A 15,795-nucleotide genomic window follows, 5' to 3' on the forward strand; every position below is an offset into this window, starting at 1 on the left:
CATGTATTGTGAAAGGGTGCATCGTGCGGTAGTCGGGCGAGTAGTACTTCTCACTTTCATCCCTGATAAACAATCATTTGGGTCAATTATCAAATTTCGGAACACGCTGTCAATGCGTAAGTCCTAACTTCGTAACATTGATACATGATCATGGTCGCTGGGTTTTACTGGATAATGATAAAGAGCCGCAGGTTTTGGAAAAGCCTGAAGTCTATCTGAAAGAGAACAAGTTCTACCCTTATCTGGTTCATTACAGATTTTCGTCAATAGAAGAAGCTGGAAGAGTTATTTGAGCCAGACATTCAATTGATGACTTCTACTGGCGGAAATTAACCGTCCAGTAGAAGTAATAGAAAGGTCGTTAAAAAGAAGAGTCAGAGGCTGAATTGATGCCCAAGATAGACGTCGCGAACCTTTTGATTGGCCAGCACTGTCTGGCTGTCACCTTCAGCAATTATGGTGCCTTCGCTGACAATGTAAGCCTTCTCACAGATATCCAGTGTTTCCCGGACATTGTGGTCCGTTATCAGAACACCGATGCCTCTGGTTTTCAGGTGAGTGATAATAGCTTTGATATCACCAACAGAAATCGGGTCAACACCAGCGAAAGGTTCGTCCAGCAGAATAAACTGAGGCTCAGTGCAAAGAGCCCGAGCAATTTCAACCCTGCGTTTTTCACCGCCAGAGAGGCTCATACCCAGATTGTCTCTGATATGAGTAATATTGAACTCTTCCAGCAGCGACTCCATTTTTTCGATCCGGTCTTTCTTTGAAAGGTCGGATCGGGTTTCCAGTATTGAAAGCAGGTTATCGGTAACCGTCAGCTTTCTGAAAATAGAGACTTCTTGTGGCAGGTAACCAACACCGGCTCTGGCCCGGCCGTGCATAGGCTCATGCGTCAAATCCTGACCACTGAGATTTACCTGGCCACCGTCTGATTTTACAAGGCCTACAATCATGTAGAAGCAGGTTGTTTTGCCTGCTCCGTTGGGACCTAACAGCCCGACGATCTGACCACTGTCGACAGCCAGGGACACATCTTTGACTACCTGTCTGCCTTTGTAACTTTTGCTGAGATGTTCTGCCTTAAGCGTTGCCATCCGGAATCTGTCATCCTGTTTAAAGGTTGGCTGTTGTTTGTCTGACAGCCATTTCAAACTTTTTACTATGAAAATGCAGCTCACCGGGACTCTGTCGCTTTCTTCCTTTTAAGGAGTAAGCTCTATTTCCGGCTCATGGCTGCTTGCCTGACTGGATCGTTCATCCATTAATACGATGAGGTTGAGATACGATCTACTGTTTCTTTTCAGGCTTGGGCTGATAAATCATCTTGACCCGACCATCAGGGCTGCTCTTGTTTTCACTGCCTTTGGCATTGACGGTCTGTTTAGTTAGATCGTAATCAATGCGTTCACCGGTAAAAGTATCACCCTTTTGGGTCAACTGAGCCTGTTTGAGCAGTTTAATCTTGTCGCTTGCTACCTGATAGTCAATGGTATGACCCCAGGCCTGCAGGGTGCCCTGATCTTCGGGCTGTTGTTCTTCGTAGTAGGCTCTTTTCTTGTAGCCTTCTGCCACGATTTTCTTAACTTCCTGCTGGATCGAGTAAACGGTCACCTTATCGCCAGTTATCCGGGTGGTGCCCTGAATCATAACGACATCGCCCTTATAAATGGAGATGCCTTTCTTGTTATCGATATCTGCCGTGTTGGACTCGATCTCGATAGGCTGTTGCCGGTCAGATGGCAGAGCTTGTGCCATAGCAGGAAGCAGTACCATGGCTCCCAGCATCAGGTAATGTTCAATCCCTCTGCGCCGACTTTGTCTGTCTGGCTGCATATTTGGATCAAGGTGTTTGGTCTGTTCATGGCTTTGGCTCATGAAATCCTCTTACCCTAGACTTGAGTTTTACCAGACTCTCCTTGTAGAAAGCCTCCATTCCAATAGCGCGCGTACGCCCGGTATCGTTGGTGATCAGTACCGGTCGATCGGTGACGGCCAGCCCCTTTTCAGAGTATATGGTGATGAAATCAGTGTCCATGCGCACCTTGTTGCCATTGCTGAGATCCGTCTGGATCATCACCACGTCATCCCAGAGTTCTATATCCTGGTTGCCAGGCAGCAATTTGCCATTGAGTGCGTCAGTAACCATCGGTTTCTCAGGGTCACTGAAGCTCTCCAGATGAGGGGTTTGCAGCAGCGTTGTATCGTTATGCGGGTAATGGGTAATACTGTCGGAAATCAACGTATAGTCGAGCTTGCCCGCTTTATCGTATTGGGTAATTTGGGTGTCTATAAAATAGTAGTCAGCATTTTCCCGAACCAGTGGCTGCTTTTTCTGAGCCCCCACGTGCAGGTCGCTGTCATAAGCCCAATAGCCAAGACCGACCAATGTCAGCATCAGAAAAGCAATCAGTATAGAGTTCCGATTGGGCATCAGGTATCAGGCTCCGGGTCACAATCAAGTCGGATTCTGGTGTGTTTAGAATCTGACGAAATACGGCTATTTAGGAAAATGGTGCTTGGTTGATGCTGGCAGCAGCATTTTCGTAGCAAATGAGTACAGTCTATCATGATTTTTTTGATCATCAGGGGCACCAGACGAATGTTTTCAAAGGCTAGACACTGGCTGTCGGCCTTTTGAAATCAGAGTTGAATGTCAGCCCGGGAAGTTCATAAAGTCGCTTTGATTTGGACAAACTGTATTTTCATTGTTGCCACAGTTTCCAGTATAAAATGTCGCTGTAAAGAGATAGACAGTACAGCGACATTGTTAATCACCAGAAGCTTTATTCTCGGTCAGGCCCCTAGGTAGCTTGCCAGCATATCATCCAGCTTGCCTTTGGCTGCCAGAATAAAGTCGCAGAACTCTCTAGCCGCTCCCTCACCGCCACGACTCAGTGTTACTGCAGGCGAGTGCTCACGAACGTAATAGTGTCCGTTTGGCACTGAGCAACCAAAGCCTACCTGGCGAATTGCAGGCAGGTCTGGCAGGTCGTCACCAATATAGGCCACTTCTGCCAGGCTTAAGTTCTGGCCTTCTTCCTGCAACAACTCTTTCAGAGCTACAAACTTGTCTTCACGACCCTGGTAGAGAAAATCTACGCCCAGATCTGAGGCACGCTTTTCAACGAACACAGAGCGGCGACCAGTGATAATGGCTGTTTTGACACCGGCCTGCTTGAGCATTTTCAGGCCGTGGCCATCCAAAGTGTTGAATATTTTCAGTGCTTCGCCGTTTTCACCAAACAACAATTTGCCATCAGTGAGGACACCGTCGACATCAAAGACAGCCAGACGGACATTAGCAGCAGCGGATTGTAATGATGAACTGATCATACTACCCCCGCTTTAAGCAGGTCGTGCATATTAATGGCACCAATCAGCTCGTTTTGATCATCCACGCAGATCAAGGCGTTGATCTTCCGGTCATCCATAATCTTCAGGGCTTCTGCCGCGAGTATCTCGGGGTGAATAGTTTTACAGTGGCCCGTCATTACGTCGTCGATGCGTGTGGACTTAGGGTCAACTCCCTTATCCAGAGCCCGGCGAAGGTCACCGTCGGTGAAGATGCCGATGACATGACGCTTGTCATCGATAATGGCCGTCATTCCCAGGCCTTTTCGGGTGACTTCCAGTAGAGCATCACCCATAGGTGTACCCAGAGACACTTCGGGTACCCGGCTGCCGCTGTGCATGATGTCTTTCACTTTCAGAAGAAGTCGCTTACCCAGGGAACCGCCAGGATGTGAAAATGCAAAGTCTTCGGCAGTAAATCCACGGGCTTCCAACAAGGCAATGGCTAACGCGTCACCCATCACTAAAGCTGTGGTAGTACTGGACGTAGGAGCCAGATCCAGAGGGCAGGCTTCCTTTTCTACGCCGGTGTTGAGATGGGCTTCAGCATCATTGGCCAGAGTTGAATCCGGGTTTCCGGTCATGCTGATCAGAGGGGTGCCCAGTCTTTTCAGCAGTGGCAGCAGGGTAATGACCTCACTGGTTTCGCCTGAATTGGAAAGAGCCAGAACAACGTCTTCCTGGGTGACCATTCCCATGTCACCATGACTGGCTTCCCCCGGATGAACAAAGTAAGCCGGGGTTCCGGTACTGGCCAGGGTTGCGGCGAGCTTGCGGGCAATATGTCCGGACTTGCCCATGCCGACGACAATGACTCGGCCACGGCATTCCAGCATGATGCGGCAGACCTTGGCAAAACTGCTGTCGATCCTGTCGTTCAGGCTCTGAACAGCTTCCAGTTCCATGGTAATGGTGCGGCGACCAATTGAGATAAACAGCTCGTCAGTAGTCATATTGCATACAGGTTGATTTTGACAAGGCTATTCTATAGTGCCTTTTGCCACAGTAACAGCTTAGGGCGTGTTCTCAATGAAAGAGCTGTGCTCCCTGGTTTATTGAGAACGTACCCAAGAATAGCTGTATTAGAACCTGCGCATTGCAATCAGTTCCTTAATAGTTGCAATGTTGCAGAAGCTAACAGGTTCATGGGAGTCGCGATGGGGCAGCCTCTGCAGGTAAAGCTGCGAAATAGAGCAGGGTGGCGAGAAGCCCAGGCCAAAGCTGTGAGACAGTTTGTCCCTGTCCCGAAACCCAGTGGTCGAACTGCTGTAGCATGACTGCATTAACCGGGTCTGGACTCTCTGGATAATAGAAGCAGGGAGGAGAGTCCGGGTCGTCCCCAGGAGGTGAGTCTGATGAACAAAGCTGAGGTTGGGCTATAAACCTTTTACAGGCAGGGTTATCGATAATATAAGTACTTAAGACGGCTGGTATGCAGATGTCTCCTGCACAATGAGCCAACTTGATTCGACTTTGCAGTAAATAGTTTTGGAGGATGCTGGCTACCAGCAACTTGATGCTGGAGGCTTCAGATAGTGGCCAGCTGATGTGATGAATTGTGCAGACGCCCGCTTTCATATAAGGCAGGATGTCTTTCTCAACACCATTGCCCCAGGCTCTGATGACCTTTACCTTGCCTTTCAGATAGTTCAGAACCTTGAATTTAAAATCTTCGCCATTGTCCTGACAGCAACGGGCCCGGGGCATCAAAATGGGACCCGGAGGCAAGCCATGTTCCCTGAACCAGGCTCTGATCATGTGGCCGTCTTCCTGCTCTTTGCTGGTGAGGAATACCACGAGTAAGCCTGCACTCATGTCTTCTCGGATAGCCCTGAAGACAGGGTCGAATGGGTCTCTGAGGTTCTTGGCTTTTTTGGCTTTCAGTTTGTATTTAGCCTGAACTGTACCGCCTATATCGTAAAAGACGGCCTGTCGGGCTTCGCCGGAGGGTAAAATAGTGACCAGCTGTCGACTTTCATGGGTTGTGACATGTCCTGTGAGGCGAGTTCGGAAAACGATTCTTTGTATCTCTGAGCTGTGGGGCAACTGAGGTAAACTCACTTTAATATGCCCGGTTTTTCCCGACTGTACGTCCGCTTTATTAAACTCTGCGTTGTGCCATTGGACTCCATCAGCAGACCACTCTATATGACCATTAACAGGTTGAAGCTCCGGCCCATTAAGAATCAACAGCACAAGTAGTTGCTCTGTTGCCAGATCTTCCTGGCTGACGAGCAGGTCGGAGCCTGCAGAATAAAATCCAAGGCTTTTATCAGAGATCGCGTCGGGCGACAAAGTCATCAGGTTGATAAGCTGATCGAGGTCGTCCTGTGACCAGGCATTATTGGTCAGGACCAATCCTGAAAGCACCAGCCAAAAAAAGTTATTTATTAATTTCATTTGTCCATACAGAACTCTGAGTTTTCAGGTCTGGATTCTTTGAAGTCAGATAAGCATAGACAGATATAAACAGACTGGCGGAAAAAACGATCGGTTATGAAAAAAGGGTGCGGGCTCATTAAGTGAATGGCAGGGCTGATTAGTATCAGCCCTGCAAAAGAGATTCAGTGCTGAATAAAGAGCCAGGCTCCATAGAGGCAATAAATAGATAGCAGAACAATGCCAGTCGCTTTGCCCAGATGCTTTGGTTTCTTGCCAATCAGGCAGATGAGAGCCAGCAGGATCGTCATGCCCAGCATGACCGGATAGTCCCGCAATATAACGGCTTGATCCAGAACACCGGGGGCGACAAGTCCAGGCATGGAAAGGACGGCCAGCAGGTTAAAAATATTAGAGCCAATAACATTGCCTATGGCTATATCATGATGACCTTTCAGGGCGCTGGTGACGGAGGCGGCCAGTTCCGGCAGACTGGTGCCAATGGCGACAATCGTCAAGCCGATCACCAGATCACTGATGCCCATCATCTGGGCAATGTCAGTCGCGCCCCAGACCAGCAGCTGAGAACTGCCCAATAACAGCACCAAGCCTGAAGCCAGCATGAACCAGGCTTTGCCAGGAGAGAGCTCTGGAATCTCTTCATCTTCAACCATGGGCTCGTCAGGATGCTGTTTCTGCCAGCGGATCATCAGATACAGAGTGATGAACAGGCCCGCCAGAAGGACTATGCTATCTATTCTTCCCAGGTAGCCATTGGCCAAACAGATGCCGGCAACAACGGTAATGACTAAGAGCAGTGGAACTTCTCTCTTGGCTAATGCCGCTTTCACTGGCAACGGGGCTATCAGGGCTGTAATACCGAGGACCAGGCCCATGTTGGCGATATTGGAACCCATGGCGTTGCCCACCGCGAGCCCGGGGAATCCTTGCAGGGCGGCCATCAGAGAGACCAGAATCTCGGGTGCAGATGTACCGATAGAGACCACAGTCAGTCCGATCAGCATTCTCGAAACATTCATGTTGCTGGCTGTGGCCGCTGCGCCCGCTACAAAACGGTCAGCGCTCCAGGTCAGGATAATGAAGCCAGCCAGGATGGCTGCAAGGGCAATGAGCATAGGACTAATTCTCTTTTCTTATTCAGATGGTTGGGTGAGATACTTTTTTTTCACATAAGCAGCGGCAAGATATTTTATCTTCAATAAACAGCCATGAGCGAAGAAATATATTTTGCATTACCCTCAAACAGTCTGGGTGACGCAGAAAATACTCTTCACAGTAAACGCTGTGAAAAAACCGTTATTAGAAAAGAAACAGTAATTTCCCGGGCGGAGTAGTTTATTAGGCATTGTTCAACCAATCCAGACTTAACCTGCAAATACACAGATGAAGTTTGCTCGTAGTGAAAAAAGAGTAAATAGCCAGTAAATAACCCATAGATCACCCGTTTGGATATCGAGACTCTGTTAAGGATATGTTCAGATGGTTCAAAAGAAAGCCGAAAGCCGCCATAATTAGAAACAGGTCAGTAGTAAACTGTCAGGGAACAAAGGTTACTACTGAGTGCAGTCCATACAGATGCAAGGAATCGCCTTCCAATGACTGAGGCAAGTGATAACTTTATAGAGATCCGTGGTTTGACGTTTCATCGCGGCAATCGAACTATTTTTAATAATGTTGATATCACCATTCCCAGAGGTAAGGTGGTTGGTATCATGGGACCATCCGGTACTGGTAAAACAACATTGTTACGTTTGATTGGACGTCAGCTTCGCCCTGATTCCGGACAGATCTTTGTTGATGGGCAAAATCTTGATTTGCTTTCCCGTGAAGAACTGTTTCGTACGCGTCGTAAAATGGGCATGCTTTTTCAAAGTGGTGCTCTGTTTACCGACCTGTCGGTGTTTGAAAATGTTGCTTTCCCTTTGCGTATTCATACCAAACTGGCTGAACCGATGATTCGGGACATTGTTTTTATGAAGCTCGAAGCGGTCGGGCTCAGAGGGGCATGGTCGTTAATGCCTGCTGAGCTGTCAGGAGGGATGAACCGCCGGGTAGCGCTGGCCAGAGCGATTGCACTGGATCCTGCCATGGTCATGTACGACGAGCCTTTTGTCGGACAGGATCCCATTGCCATGGGGGTCTTGGTAAAACTGATCAGAATGTTAAATGATGCTCTTAATATCACCAGTGTGGTGGTTTCCCATGATCTTCATGAAACGGCATCCATTTCCGACTATCTCTATCTGATTGCTGATGGTGATGTGATTGGTCAGGGTGAACCAGACAACCTGATGAATTCCAATGACTCCCGGGTTAAGCAGTTTATGAATGGACTGTCCGATGGTCCGGTGCCATTCCATTACCCGGCACCCGATTATAAAGAAGCGTTACTGGGTGGGGAGATCGGATGAGTACAGGTATTCTTGACAGAGTGGCACAGCTCGGTCGCTTTGGGCTGGATCAAATTCAGTCCATAGGTCGGGCAGGCATCTTCCTGATTCTGGCCATTTTTTCCCGGGCCGGTTTCAGTAACGGCTTTTCCCTGCTGATTCAACAACTCTACAGTGTTGGCGTCATGTCGCTGATTATTGTTACGGTGTCAGGGTTGTTTATCGGTATGGTGCTGGCACTGCAGGGTTATTACATCCTGACTCAATACGGTTCTGAAGGTGCTGTTGGTGAGATGGTGGCTCTCAGTCTCTTGAGAGAGCTGGGTCCCGTTGTTACGGCACTGCTGTTTGCCGGGCGTGCAGGTTCTGCCCTCACCGCTGAAATTGGTTTGATGAAAACCACAGAACAGCTCTCCAGTATGGAGATGATTGGTGTCGATCCGCTCAAAAGAGTGATTGCTCCACGATTCTGGGCGGGTGTTATTTCCATGCCTCTGCTGGCCGCTATTTTCAGTCTGGTCGGTATTTTGGGGGCCGTTATGGTCGGAGTTGACTGGCTGGGCATCTACGAAGGTTCTTTCTGGGCCAGTATGCAGGCTTCAGTTAATCTGGTAGCGGATATTGGGAATGGCCTCATCAAAAGTTTCGTATTTGGTTTTGTGGTGACCTGGATCGCTGTGTTCCAGGGGTATGATGCCATCCCTACATCAGAAGGGGTCAGTCGGGCCACGACAAGGACTGTTGTTTATTCTTCACTGGCCATTTTGGGGCTGGATTTCATTTTGACCGCTGTCATGTTTGGAGAATTCTAAGATGCGGATGAGAACTGTAGAGATAAGTGTCGGCGGTTTTATGTTAGCCGGAATGCTGGCATTGGTAGTATTGGCATTAAAAGTCAGTGGGCTTTCTTTGGAAAGTGGCAATCAGGTTTATACCGTCACTGCCATGTTTGATAATACCGGAACGCTAAAGCCCAGAGCGAAAGTAGCTCTGGCAGGTGTTATTGTTGGCCGGGTGACCAAGGTGGAGCTCGACAAGCAGACTTATATGGCGAAGGTTGAGATGGAAATTGATTCCCATATTGATAACATTCCCATAGACAGCACCGCATCTATCGTGACAGCGGGTTTGTTGGGTGAGAAATATATTGGTATCAGCATTGGTGGTGATATCGATTACATCAAGGATGGTGGTCGCTTCGAAGATACTCAGTCAGCCGTTATACTGGAAGAGTTGATTGGCAAATTCCTTCTGGGTTCTCAATAAGGACGAATAAAGAAGGTCTGTAAACCGCCTCGATAGAGTGCAGTGCAAAGCGGTACAAATCTGGATAGAAAGCCTGCATAGGAAGATGGAATCAAGAATGAAAATGGTAAAGTCTGTTCAACAGCTCCTGATGGCTCTGGCATGTCTGATGATGGCAGTCGTGTCGTATGCTGCACCTGTCTTGCAGCCTCCTGAAGAAGAAGTTAAAAAAATCACCACTGAGTTGCTGGATACGTTCAATAAGAATAAGGACCAGTATAAGAACAATCCTGATGGCTTTTTCAAAGAGGTCGATCGGCTTTTATCACCGGTAGTGGCGTTTGATCAGGTGGGTCGATATGTCATGGGTAAATACGCTCATCGCAGTCCAGATCAGGTTGTTAAGTTTGAATCGGCATTCAAAGACAGTTTGATTCGATTCTACGGTAAGGCTCTGTTGTCTTTGGATGACACGAGTCTGATTATTGACAGTGTGGATAAAACGTCTCCTGAGCTGTTGAAAAAATATCAGGAAGGCAAAACCAGTCGTATACCCGTTAAAATGAAGATTCGCACCAGCAACAGCACCGTCGATATTTTCTACTCCATGGTGCATGTAGACGGCCGCTGGAAACTGCGTAATGTGACGATCGAAGGCATCAATATTGCCAAGCAGTTCCAGAGTCAGTTTGCTGATGCTGTGAGCAAGCACAAGAAAGTGCCTTATGTGGTAGAGAACTGGGCTGAAATCATGTCAGCTTCGACAGAAAAGGACAGTAAGAAGAAGTAATCTTACTGGTTTACCTGAAATATATTTGCTTTGTCATTCTGTCTATTTACGGGCGAGCGAACTATTTTTCTATCGCTATAGGCATTCAGGAATTCATTATTATGCAGCTTGAACGATTGGCGCCAGGGCAGTTTTCTCTCAATGGTATCGTCAACTTTGACAATGCTGTTGAGGTGGAAAGTGAAGGAAGAAAACTGCTGGAAAAGGACATCAGCGCCGGTGGTGTATTGAAAGTCAGCCTGAGAAACCTGCTTAAGGGAGACAGCTCAACCCTTTCTGTTTGCCTGTCCTGGATCCGGCTGGCTCAGGAGAAAGATGGGCATCTCTGCCTTTCTGATATACCTGAGGAACTTGCCGCTCTGGCCAAGGTCTGTGGTGTAGCACCAATCCTGCAGGAAAACTCTTGCCCCCAAGCTTCCTAAGCGACCGGAAGGGCGGAGTACTGGCTCCTGGGGCTGGTCAGTGCAGCTAATGTCCGATATGATTCATCGATTTGCCCGCAAGCACGTGCAGAGAATGCAGGCTTGTTGAATGGCTATTGGCTCAGACTTGGTGGTTTTTAACGGCTGCCAGATCAATTATTTTTTCATGGAAATACCGCTGCTCGGCGGTGTTTTTGTGTTTATGCTTTAGACGTGAGGCGGCTTTTCCGGCTCATGGCTGTTTTGAGAGGTGAATGCATGCAAGCCACCGAAGTGAAGGCGCTGCTGGAAGAGAGTATCCCCGGGTCAGAGGTTTTGGTAGAAGGGGAAGGCTGTGACTTTCGGCTAACCATTATCAGTGACCAGTTTGAAGGGGCCCTGCCTGTCAAACGACAGCAGATGGTGTACAAACACCTGAATGAACTGATCGCCAGTGGTGCCATTCATGCGGTAACCATGACCACCCTGACACCTTCAGAATCCCAACGCCAGGCCTAACCCGCAGATCACAGGTGAAATTATGATGGATAAACTGATTATCACTGGTGGTACGCGTCTGGATGGCGAAATCCGTATCTCCGGTGCTAAGAACTCTGCATTGCCGATTCTGGCTGCAACCCTGCTGGCGGATGACCCTGTTACCGTCTGCAACCTCCCTCACTTGCACGATATTACCACCATGTTTGAGCTGTTTGGCTGCATGGGTATTGATCTGATGGTGGATGAGCGTATGAACGTAGAAGTTCATGCCAGCACTATCAAGCAACTGAGAGCTCCGTATGAACTGGTGAAAACCATGCGGGCTTCCATTCTGGTTCTGGGTCCATTGCTGGCCCGATTCGGTCGGGCTGAAGTCTCTCTGCCAGGCGGTTGTGCCATCGGTAGCCGTCCGGTTGATCTGCACATTCGCGGTCTGCAGGCCATGGGTGCAGACATTGTTGTTGAAGACGGTTACATCAAGGCCAGTGTTGAGGATCGTCTGAAAGGCGCTCGTATCTTCATGGATACGGTGACCGTCACCGGTACTGAAAACATTCTCATGGCAGCCTGTCTGGCAGACGGTGAAACCATTATCGAGAATGCTGCCCGTGAACCTGAAGTGCTTGATCTGGCGGAGTGCCTGATAACCATGGGCGCCAAAATCGAAGGGGCCGGTACTGATGTTATCCGTGTTCAGGGCGTCGAGCGTCTGAAGGGATGTACCTATTCTGTTCTGCCTGATCGTATTGAAACCGGCACCTACCTGATTGCTGCTGCAGCCACAGGTGGTCGTGTACGTCTCAAGGATACCCAGCCCGATCTGCTGGATGCCATTCTGATCAAGCTGCGTGAAGCAGGTGCTTCTGTAGAGTGGGGTGAAGACTGGATTGAACTGGATATGAAAGGTAAGCGTCCAGGCTCGATTGATCTTAGAACCGCACCTTATCCTGCTATGCCAACCGACATCCAGGCTCAGTTCACAGCGTTGAATCTGATTTCTGAAGGTGTGGGCAGTATCACTGAAACCGTCTTCGAAAACCGCTTCATGCATGTTCAGGAAATGAAACGCATGGGCGCTGACGTTAAAGTGGAAGGCAATACGGTTGTGATCAAGGGTGTTGATTCTCTGAAGGCTGCGCCGGTCATGGCGACTGACCTCAGAGCCTCTGCCAGTCTGGTTATTGCCGGTCTGATCGCAGAAGGCGACACGGTTGTTGAGCGAATTTACCACATTGACCGTGGTTACGAATGCATTGAAGAAAAACTTCAGCAGTTGGGTGCGAAAATTCGTCGTGTCCCTGCCTGATTGATTTTCCTCTGGGGGGCTGATTCAGCCTCCCATGGCATTTGACTGTTCTCTCTTCAATTCATATTCTGATGTTTTCCCCGCTAAAAGCACAAAAATTACCCGTCAGCACGGTCTTGTCCCCCTCACGTTATCTTCTGTTTGGTGTAAACTACGCAACTTAACGCGAAGGAAGCCTGTCCCAGATGTCCAGCCAAATCACAATAGCGCTTTCCAAAGGGCGCATACTCAAAGACACATTGCCTCTGCTCAAGGCAGCGGGTATTGAATTAGCTGAAGATCCTGCCAAGAGTCGGAAGCTGATTATCCCTACTACTCATCCAGACGTTAATCTGCTGATTGTCAGAGCCAGTGATGTCCCTACTTATGTTGAATACGGTGCAGCGGATGTAGGTGTAGCAGGAAAAGATGTGCTGCTGGAGCATGGCTCAACAGAACTTTATGAACCTCTGGATCTGCAGATTGCTCAATGCAAGCTGATGACCGCCGGTAAAACGGGGCATGAAGAGCCTGCAACCGGTCGAGTAAAAGTAGCGACCAAATTCGTGAATGTTGCCAAACGCTACTATGCATCTCAGGGGCGTCAAGCTGATATTATCAAGCTTTATGGTTCTATGGAGCTGGCTCCACTGGTCGGTCTGGCAGACATTATTATTGATGTGGTAGATACCGGTAATACGCTCAGAGCCAATGGTCTTGAGCCAAGAGAATTGATCAGCCATGTTTCTTCCAGGCTGGTAGTGAATAAGGCTTCCATGAAAGTGAAGTTTGAAGCCATTAATGCACTGATTCAGCAGCTGAGTGCTGCCGTAGATACCCAAACCCATTAACAGCCATGACTGAAGAAAATTTTTTCGTCACCTATGGGAATAATCGCCTATGGGAATAAATAGGGGATGAAAAAATTTTATAGTAATACGTGTAACGGAGTAATTCGATGACTGTGAACCCTGTACAACTGAGTTACGAGAACCAGGATTTCAATGAGCAGCTGGATCATCTGCTGGCCTGGGAAAGTGTCTCTGATGAAGAGGTTCAGCATCGTGTGAAGCATATTATTGCTGAAGTGCGCTCTCGGGGAGATGAGGCACTGATAGAGTTTAGCAATCGCTTTGATCGTCTCTCAGTTTCCAGTATGGAAGAACTGACACTGGGTGAAGAGCAGTTACAGAAAGCGCTGGAGACAATTCCTCAGGAGCAAAGGCAAGCTTTGGAAAGGGCTGCCAGCCGGATCAAAAGTTATCATGAACGTCAGCTTCAATCTTCCTGGACTTACGAGGAAGAAGACGGCACGTTGCTTGGACAACAGGTGTTGCCTATGGATCGTGTCGGGCTGTATGTACCGGGTGGTAAAGCCTCTTATCCTTCATCCGTTATGATGAATGCTATTCCTGCCCATGTTGCCGGTGTGAAAGAGATCATCATGGTTGTTCCTACGCCAGACGGTATAGTGAATGACATGGTTCTGGCTGCCGCTGCTGTTGCAGGCGTTAAGAAAGTATTTACCGTGGGCGGTGCTCAGGCGGTGGCGGCTCTGGCTTATGGTACAGAAACGGTTCCGGGTGTGGATAAAATTGTCGGCCCTGGCAATATCTATGTGGCCACAGCCAAGCGTGAAGTATTCGGGCAGGTCGGGATTGATATGATAGCTGGCCCATCTGAAATCATGGTGGTCTGTGATGGTCGTACCGATCCGGACTGGATTGCCATGGATCTATTCTCCCAGGCAGAACACGACGAAGATGCTCAGGCCATTCTGGTGTCTCCTGATCAGGCGTTTCTTGATCAGGTTCTGGAGAGTATGCGCAGACTCTTACCTGAAATGGAACGGAAAAAGATCATTGCTGAATCTGTGAACAACAGAGGCATTATGATCCATGTTCCGGATATGAAAGCCGCCTGTGAAGTCACCAATAGAATTGCTCCTGAGCACCTGGAGCTTTCTGTTGAAGACCCTAAGGCTCTGTTGGCCGATATCCGTCATGCCGGCGCTATTTTCATGGGACGCTATACAGCGGAAGCATTAGGTGACTATTGTGCGGGTCCGAACCACGTATTGCCTACTTCCGGTACCGCAAGGTTTTCTTCACCCCTGGGTGTATATGATTTTCAAAAGCGCTCTTCACTGATTCACTTCTCGCCAGAGGGCGCCTCAGAGATGGGTAAAGTGGCTTCTGTGCTGGCCCGAGGAGAGTCCCTGACGGCTCATGCCCGCTCAGCAGAATATCGTATCAAGAAATAAGCGATCAAAAGTGGTCAATCTCTGGAGGCTGTTGAAAGTGGCCTTCAGAGTCTTCAATCAATCAAGCAAGCTTGGCTAAATGGTTAGCAGTACTGACCTTTTAGTTATCTGACTTTCCAGTATTTTCCTGCCCAGCTGTTTTTCGTGCCCATCAAAAAGCGAACATTTCAATTTTTAAGCGGTCTACAGCTTAATCAGAGAAGTTTTATGAATTTTTCGAGTTGGGCTCATTCGCCCTGAAAAAACAGGGAACGTTATGATAGCAACTTCGGTACAACCCATTCTCACCCAATCAACCGATTCGTCACATTATTCAAGTGGCCATAAATCCCTTGTACACTGGTTGGGTCGACTTGTGGAAAAAATGGCTTCAGGGTCAGGCAGGAAGGATCTTGAAGCGGTTTGGGTGGTAGCTTCCGATTTGTTGTACGAAGAATTCATTTTTCCCCGTCCCAGGAATTTATCTGAACAGAGACAAACCTGGGCTGATTTAAAGGCCCTTGAGCAGCGTCATGTTGGTAGAGTTTCCATTGATCACAGAGTTTAGAAAAAACTGCATCCCATTCAGTCTTGTACTGACCTGTGTCCAATTTCACATGATTTCATCTTTTTTAGAGGTAGTGAGAAAGTAGACTGGAACCTTCAAATCGGTGATCAGGGCACTCTCTACATTGGCTTCAAGCCTGAGTATTGGAGTTCTGTCGTTTGTCTCTTGATAGAGTGCTGTGAAATGGAGCCGTTTAAAGATGTTATTGCATCGGCAAAAATTTCTGACAGAAACTTTCTTTGTCCCGCCATTATCTATCTGTATAACTCTGAACGTCCTGAAGCGTTGATTGCTTTTATTGAAGACAAAATAAAAGGGTTAGAAGATGCTTGTTCAGTACCCGGTTCTTATTTACTACATAATTGGTTGCACTATACAGGGCAGCGTCTGGATGCTTCTGGCTGTCAGCCAGAAAGTCGGGCAGATATTCTGACTCGGGCTTATGACTATCATCAGAATCAACATTTTTCAGTGGAAGAGTCGATTCTTAAACTCGATTCTGCAGTTTTTAGCGTTTGACGAAGGAAGATTCTTGTGGACTGCGGAACCAGTCTACTACTGTGACTCCTGTACCAAGCCTGGCGAGGTACAATCAACATCACAGCAGCAGGCTGGC

The 15,795-nt window shown here is 48.3% G+C and carries 17 protein-coding genes; 10 read left to right on the top strand and 7 right to left on the bottom strand.

All coding sequences use genetic code 11. The features are described from left to right. Positions 1-374: 374 nt before the first annotated feature. From lptB to ACR2PX_RS13935, 7 genes are all read right to left on the bottom strand, one after another. Entirely contained in the window at positions 375-1,100 is a 726-nt protein-coding gene (lptB, locus tag ACR2PX_RS13905) for an LPS export ABC transporter ATP-binding protein (RefSeq protein WP_433999952.1), read from the bottom strand. A 193-nt stretch (positions 1,101-1,293) separates the two neighbouring features. Then, positions 1,294-1,881, bottom strand: a complete 588-nt coding sequence (lptA, locus tag ACR2PX_RS13910) for a lipopolysaccharide transport periplasmic protein LptA (RefSeq protein WP_433999953.1) — start codon at positions 1,879-1,881, stop codon at positions 1,294-1,296. Continuing rightward, on the bottom strand, positions 1,865-2,437 hold the full coding sequence (gene lptC / locus ACR2PX_RS13915) for an LPS export ABC transporter periplasmic protein LptC (RefSeq protein ID WP_433999954.1): 573 nt from the start codon (positions 2,435-2,437) through the stop codon (positions 1,865-1,867). Before lptC ends, lptA begins: the two co-directional genes overlap by 17 nt. A gap of 362 nt (positions 2,438-2,799) precedes the next feature. Beyond that, complete coding sequence (locus tag ACR2PX_RS13920) at positions 2,800-3,339, bottom strand: KdsC family phosphatase (protein ID WP_433999955.1); 540 nt, start codon at positions 3,337-3,339, stop codon at positions 2,800-2,802. Further along, positions 3,336-4,310, bottom strand: coding sequence for a KpsF/GutQ family sugar-phosphate isomerase (locus ACR2PX_RS13925; RefSeq protein ID WP_433999956.1), 975 nt, complete (start codon positions 4,308-4,310; stop codon positions 3,336-3,338). The genes ACR2PX_RS13920 and ACR2PX_RS13925 overlap by 4 nt, the downstream gene beginning before the upstream one ends. A gap of 190 nt (positions 4,311-4,500) precedes the next feature. Further along, positions 4,501-5,757 carry an LNS2 domain-containing protein gene (locus ACR2PX_RS13930; RefSeq protein ID WP_433999957.1) on the bottom strand — a complete coding sequence of 419 codons (1,257 nt, stop codon included), beginning with the start codon at positions 5,755-5,757 and terminating at the stop codon, positions 4,501-4,503. Between the two features lie 164 nt (positions 5,758-5,921). Continuing rightward, the gene (locus tag ACR2PX_RS13935) at positions 5,922-6,872 is read right to left on the bottom strand and encodes a calcium/sodium antiporter (RefSeq protein ID WP_433999958.1); all 951 of its coding nucleotides are present in this window, start codon (positions 6,870-6,872) and stop codon (positions 5,922-5,924) included. A gap of 480 nt (positions 6,873-7,352) precedes the next feature. Here ACR2PX_RS13935 and ACR2PX_RS13940 point away from each other — a divergent pair, with 480 nt between their 5' ends. The 10 genes from ACR2PX_RS13940 to ACR2PX_RS13985 all read left to right on the top strand — a co-directional run bounded on the left by ACR2PX_RS13940 (position 7,353) and on the right by ACR2PX_RS13985 (position 15,698). Next, positions 7,353-8,168: an ATP-binding cassette domain-containing protein gene (locus ACR2PX_RS13940; protein ID WP_433999959.1), complete on the top strand. Its 816-nt coding sequence runs from the start codon at positions 7,353-7,355 to the stop codon at positions 8,166-8,168. Beyond that, positions 8,165-8,959: a lipid asymmetry maintenance ABC transporter permease subunit MlaE gene (gene mlaE, locus ACR2PX_RS13945; RefSeq protein WP_433999960.1), complete on the top strand. Its 795-nt coding sequence runs from the start codon at positions 8,165-8,167 to the stop codon at positions 8,957-8,959. The genes ACR2PX_RS13940 and mlaE overlap by 4 nt, the downstream gene beginning before the upstream one ends. 1 nt (position 8,960) lies before the next feature. Next, on the top strand, positions 8,961-9,413 hold the full coding sequence (gene mlaD / locus ACR2PX_RS13950; RefSeq protein WP_433999961.1) for an outer membrane lipid asymmetry maintenance protein MlaD: 453 nt from the start codon (positions 8,961-8,963) through the stop codon (positions 9,411-9,413). Between the two features lie 97 nt (positions 9,414-9,510). Beyond that, positions 9,511-10,182 (top strand): MlaC/ttg2D family ABC transporter substrate-binding protein, encoded by a 672-nt coding sequence (locus ACR2PX_RS13955; protein ID WP_433999962.1) that lies wholly within the window; start codon positions 9,511-9,513, stop codon positions 10,180-10,182. Positions 10,183-10,283: 101 nt separating this feature from the next. Then, a complete protein-coding gene (locus ACR2PX_RS13960) occupies positions 10,284-10,604 on the top strand; it encodes an STAS domain-containing protein (RefSeq protein ID WP_433999963.1) in 321 nt (106 codons plus the stop codon). Positions 10,605-10,862: 258 nt separating this feature from the next. Beyond that, positions 10,863-11,102: a BolA family protein gene (locus ACR2PX_RS13965; protein ID WP_433999964.1), complete on the top strand. Its 240-nt coding sequence runs from the start codon at positions 10,863-10,865 to the stop codon at positions 11,100-11,102. 25 nt (positions 11,103-11,127) lie between these two features. After that, entirely contained in the window at positions 11,128-12,390 is a 1,263-nt protein-coding gene (gene murA / locus ACR2PX_RS13970) for a UDP-N-acetylglucosamine 1-carboxyvinyltransferase (protein WP_433999968.1), read from the top strand. A 185-nt stretch (positions 12,391-12,575) separates the two neighbouring features. Continuing rightward, positions 12,576-13,220, top strand: coding sequence for an ATP phosphoribosyltransferase (hisG, locus tag ACR2PX_RS13975; RefSeq protein WP_433999965.1), 645 nt, complete (start codon positions 12,576-12,578; stop codon positions 13,218-13,220). 107 nt (positions 13,221-13,327) lie between these two features. Further along, entirely contained in the window at positions 13,328-14,632 is a 1,305-nt protein-coding gene (gene hisD, locus ACR2PX_RS13980; protein ID WP_433999966.1) for a histidinol dehydrogenase, read from the top strand. A gap of 730 nt (positions 14,633-15,362) precedes the next feature. Next, positions 15,363-15,698, top strand: a complete 336-nt coding sequence (locus ACR2PX_RS13985) for a hypothetical protein (RefSeq protein WP_433999967.1) — start codon at positions 15,363-15,365, stop codon at positions 15,696-15,698. Positions 15,699-15,795: the final 97 nt, after the last annotated feature.

Source organism: Endozoicomonas sp. (assembly GCF_051008435.1).
In the GTDB taxonomy this organism is placed as follows: domain Bacteria; phylum Pseudomonadota; class Gammaproteobacteria; order Pseudomonadales; family Endozoicomonadaceae; genus Endozoicomonas_A.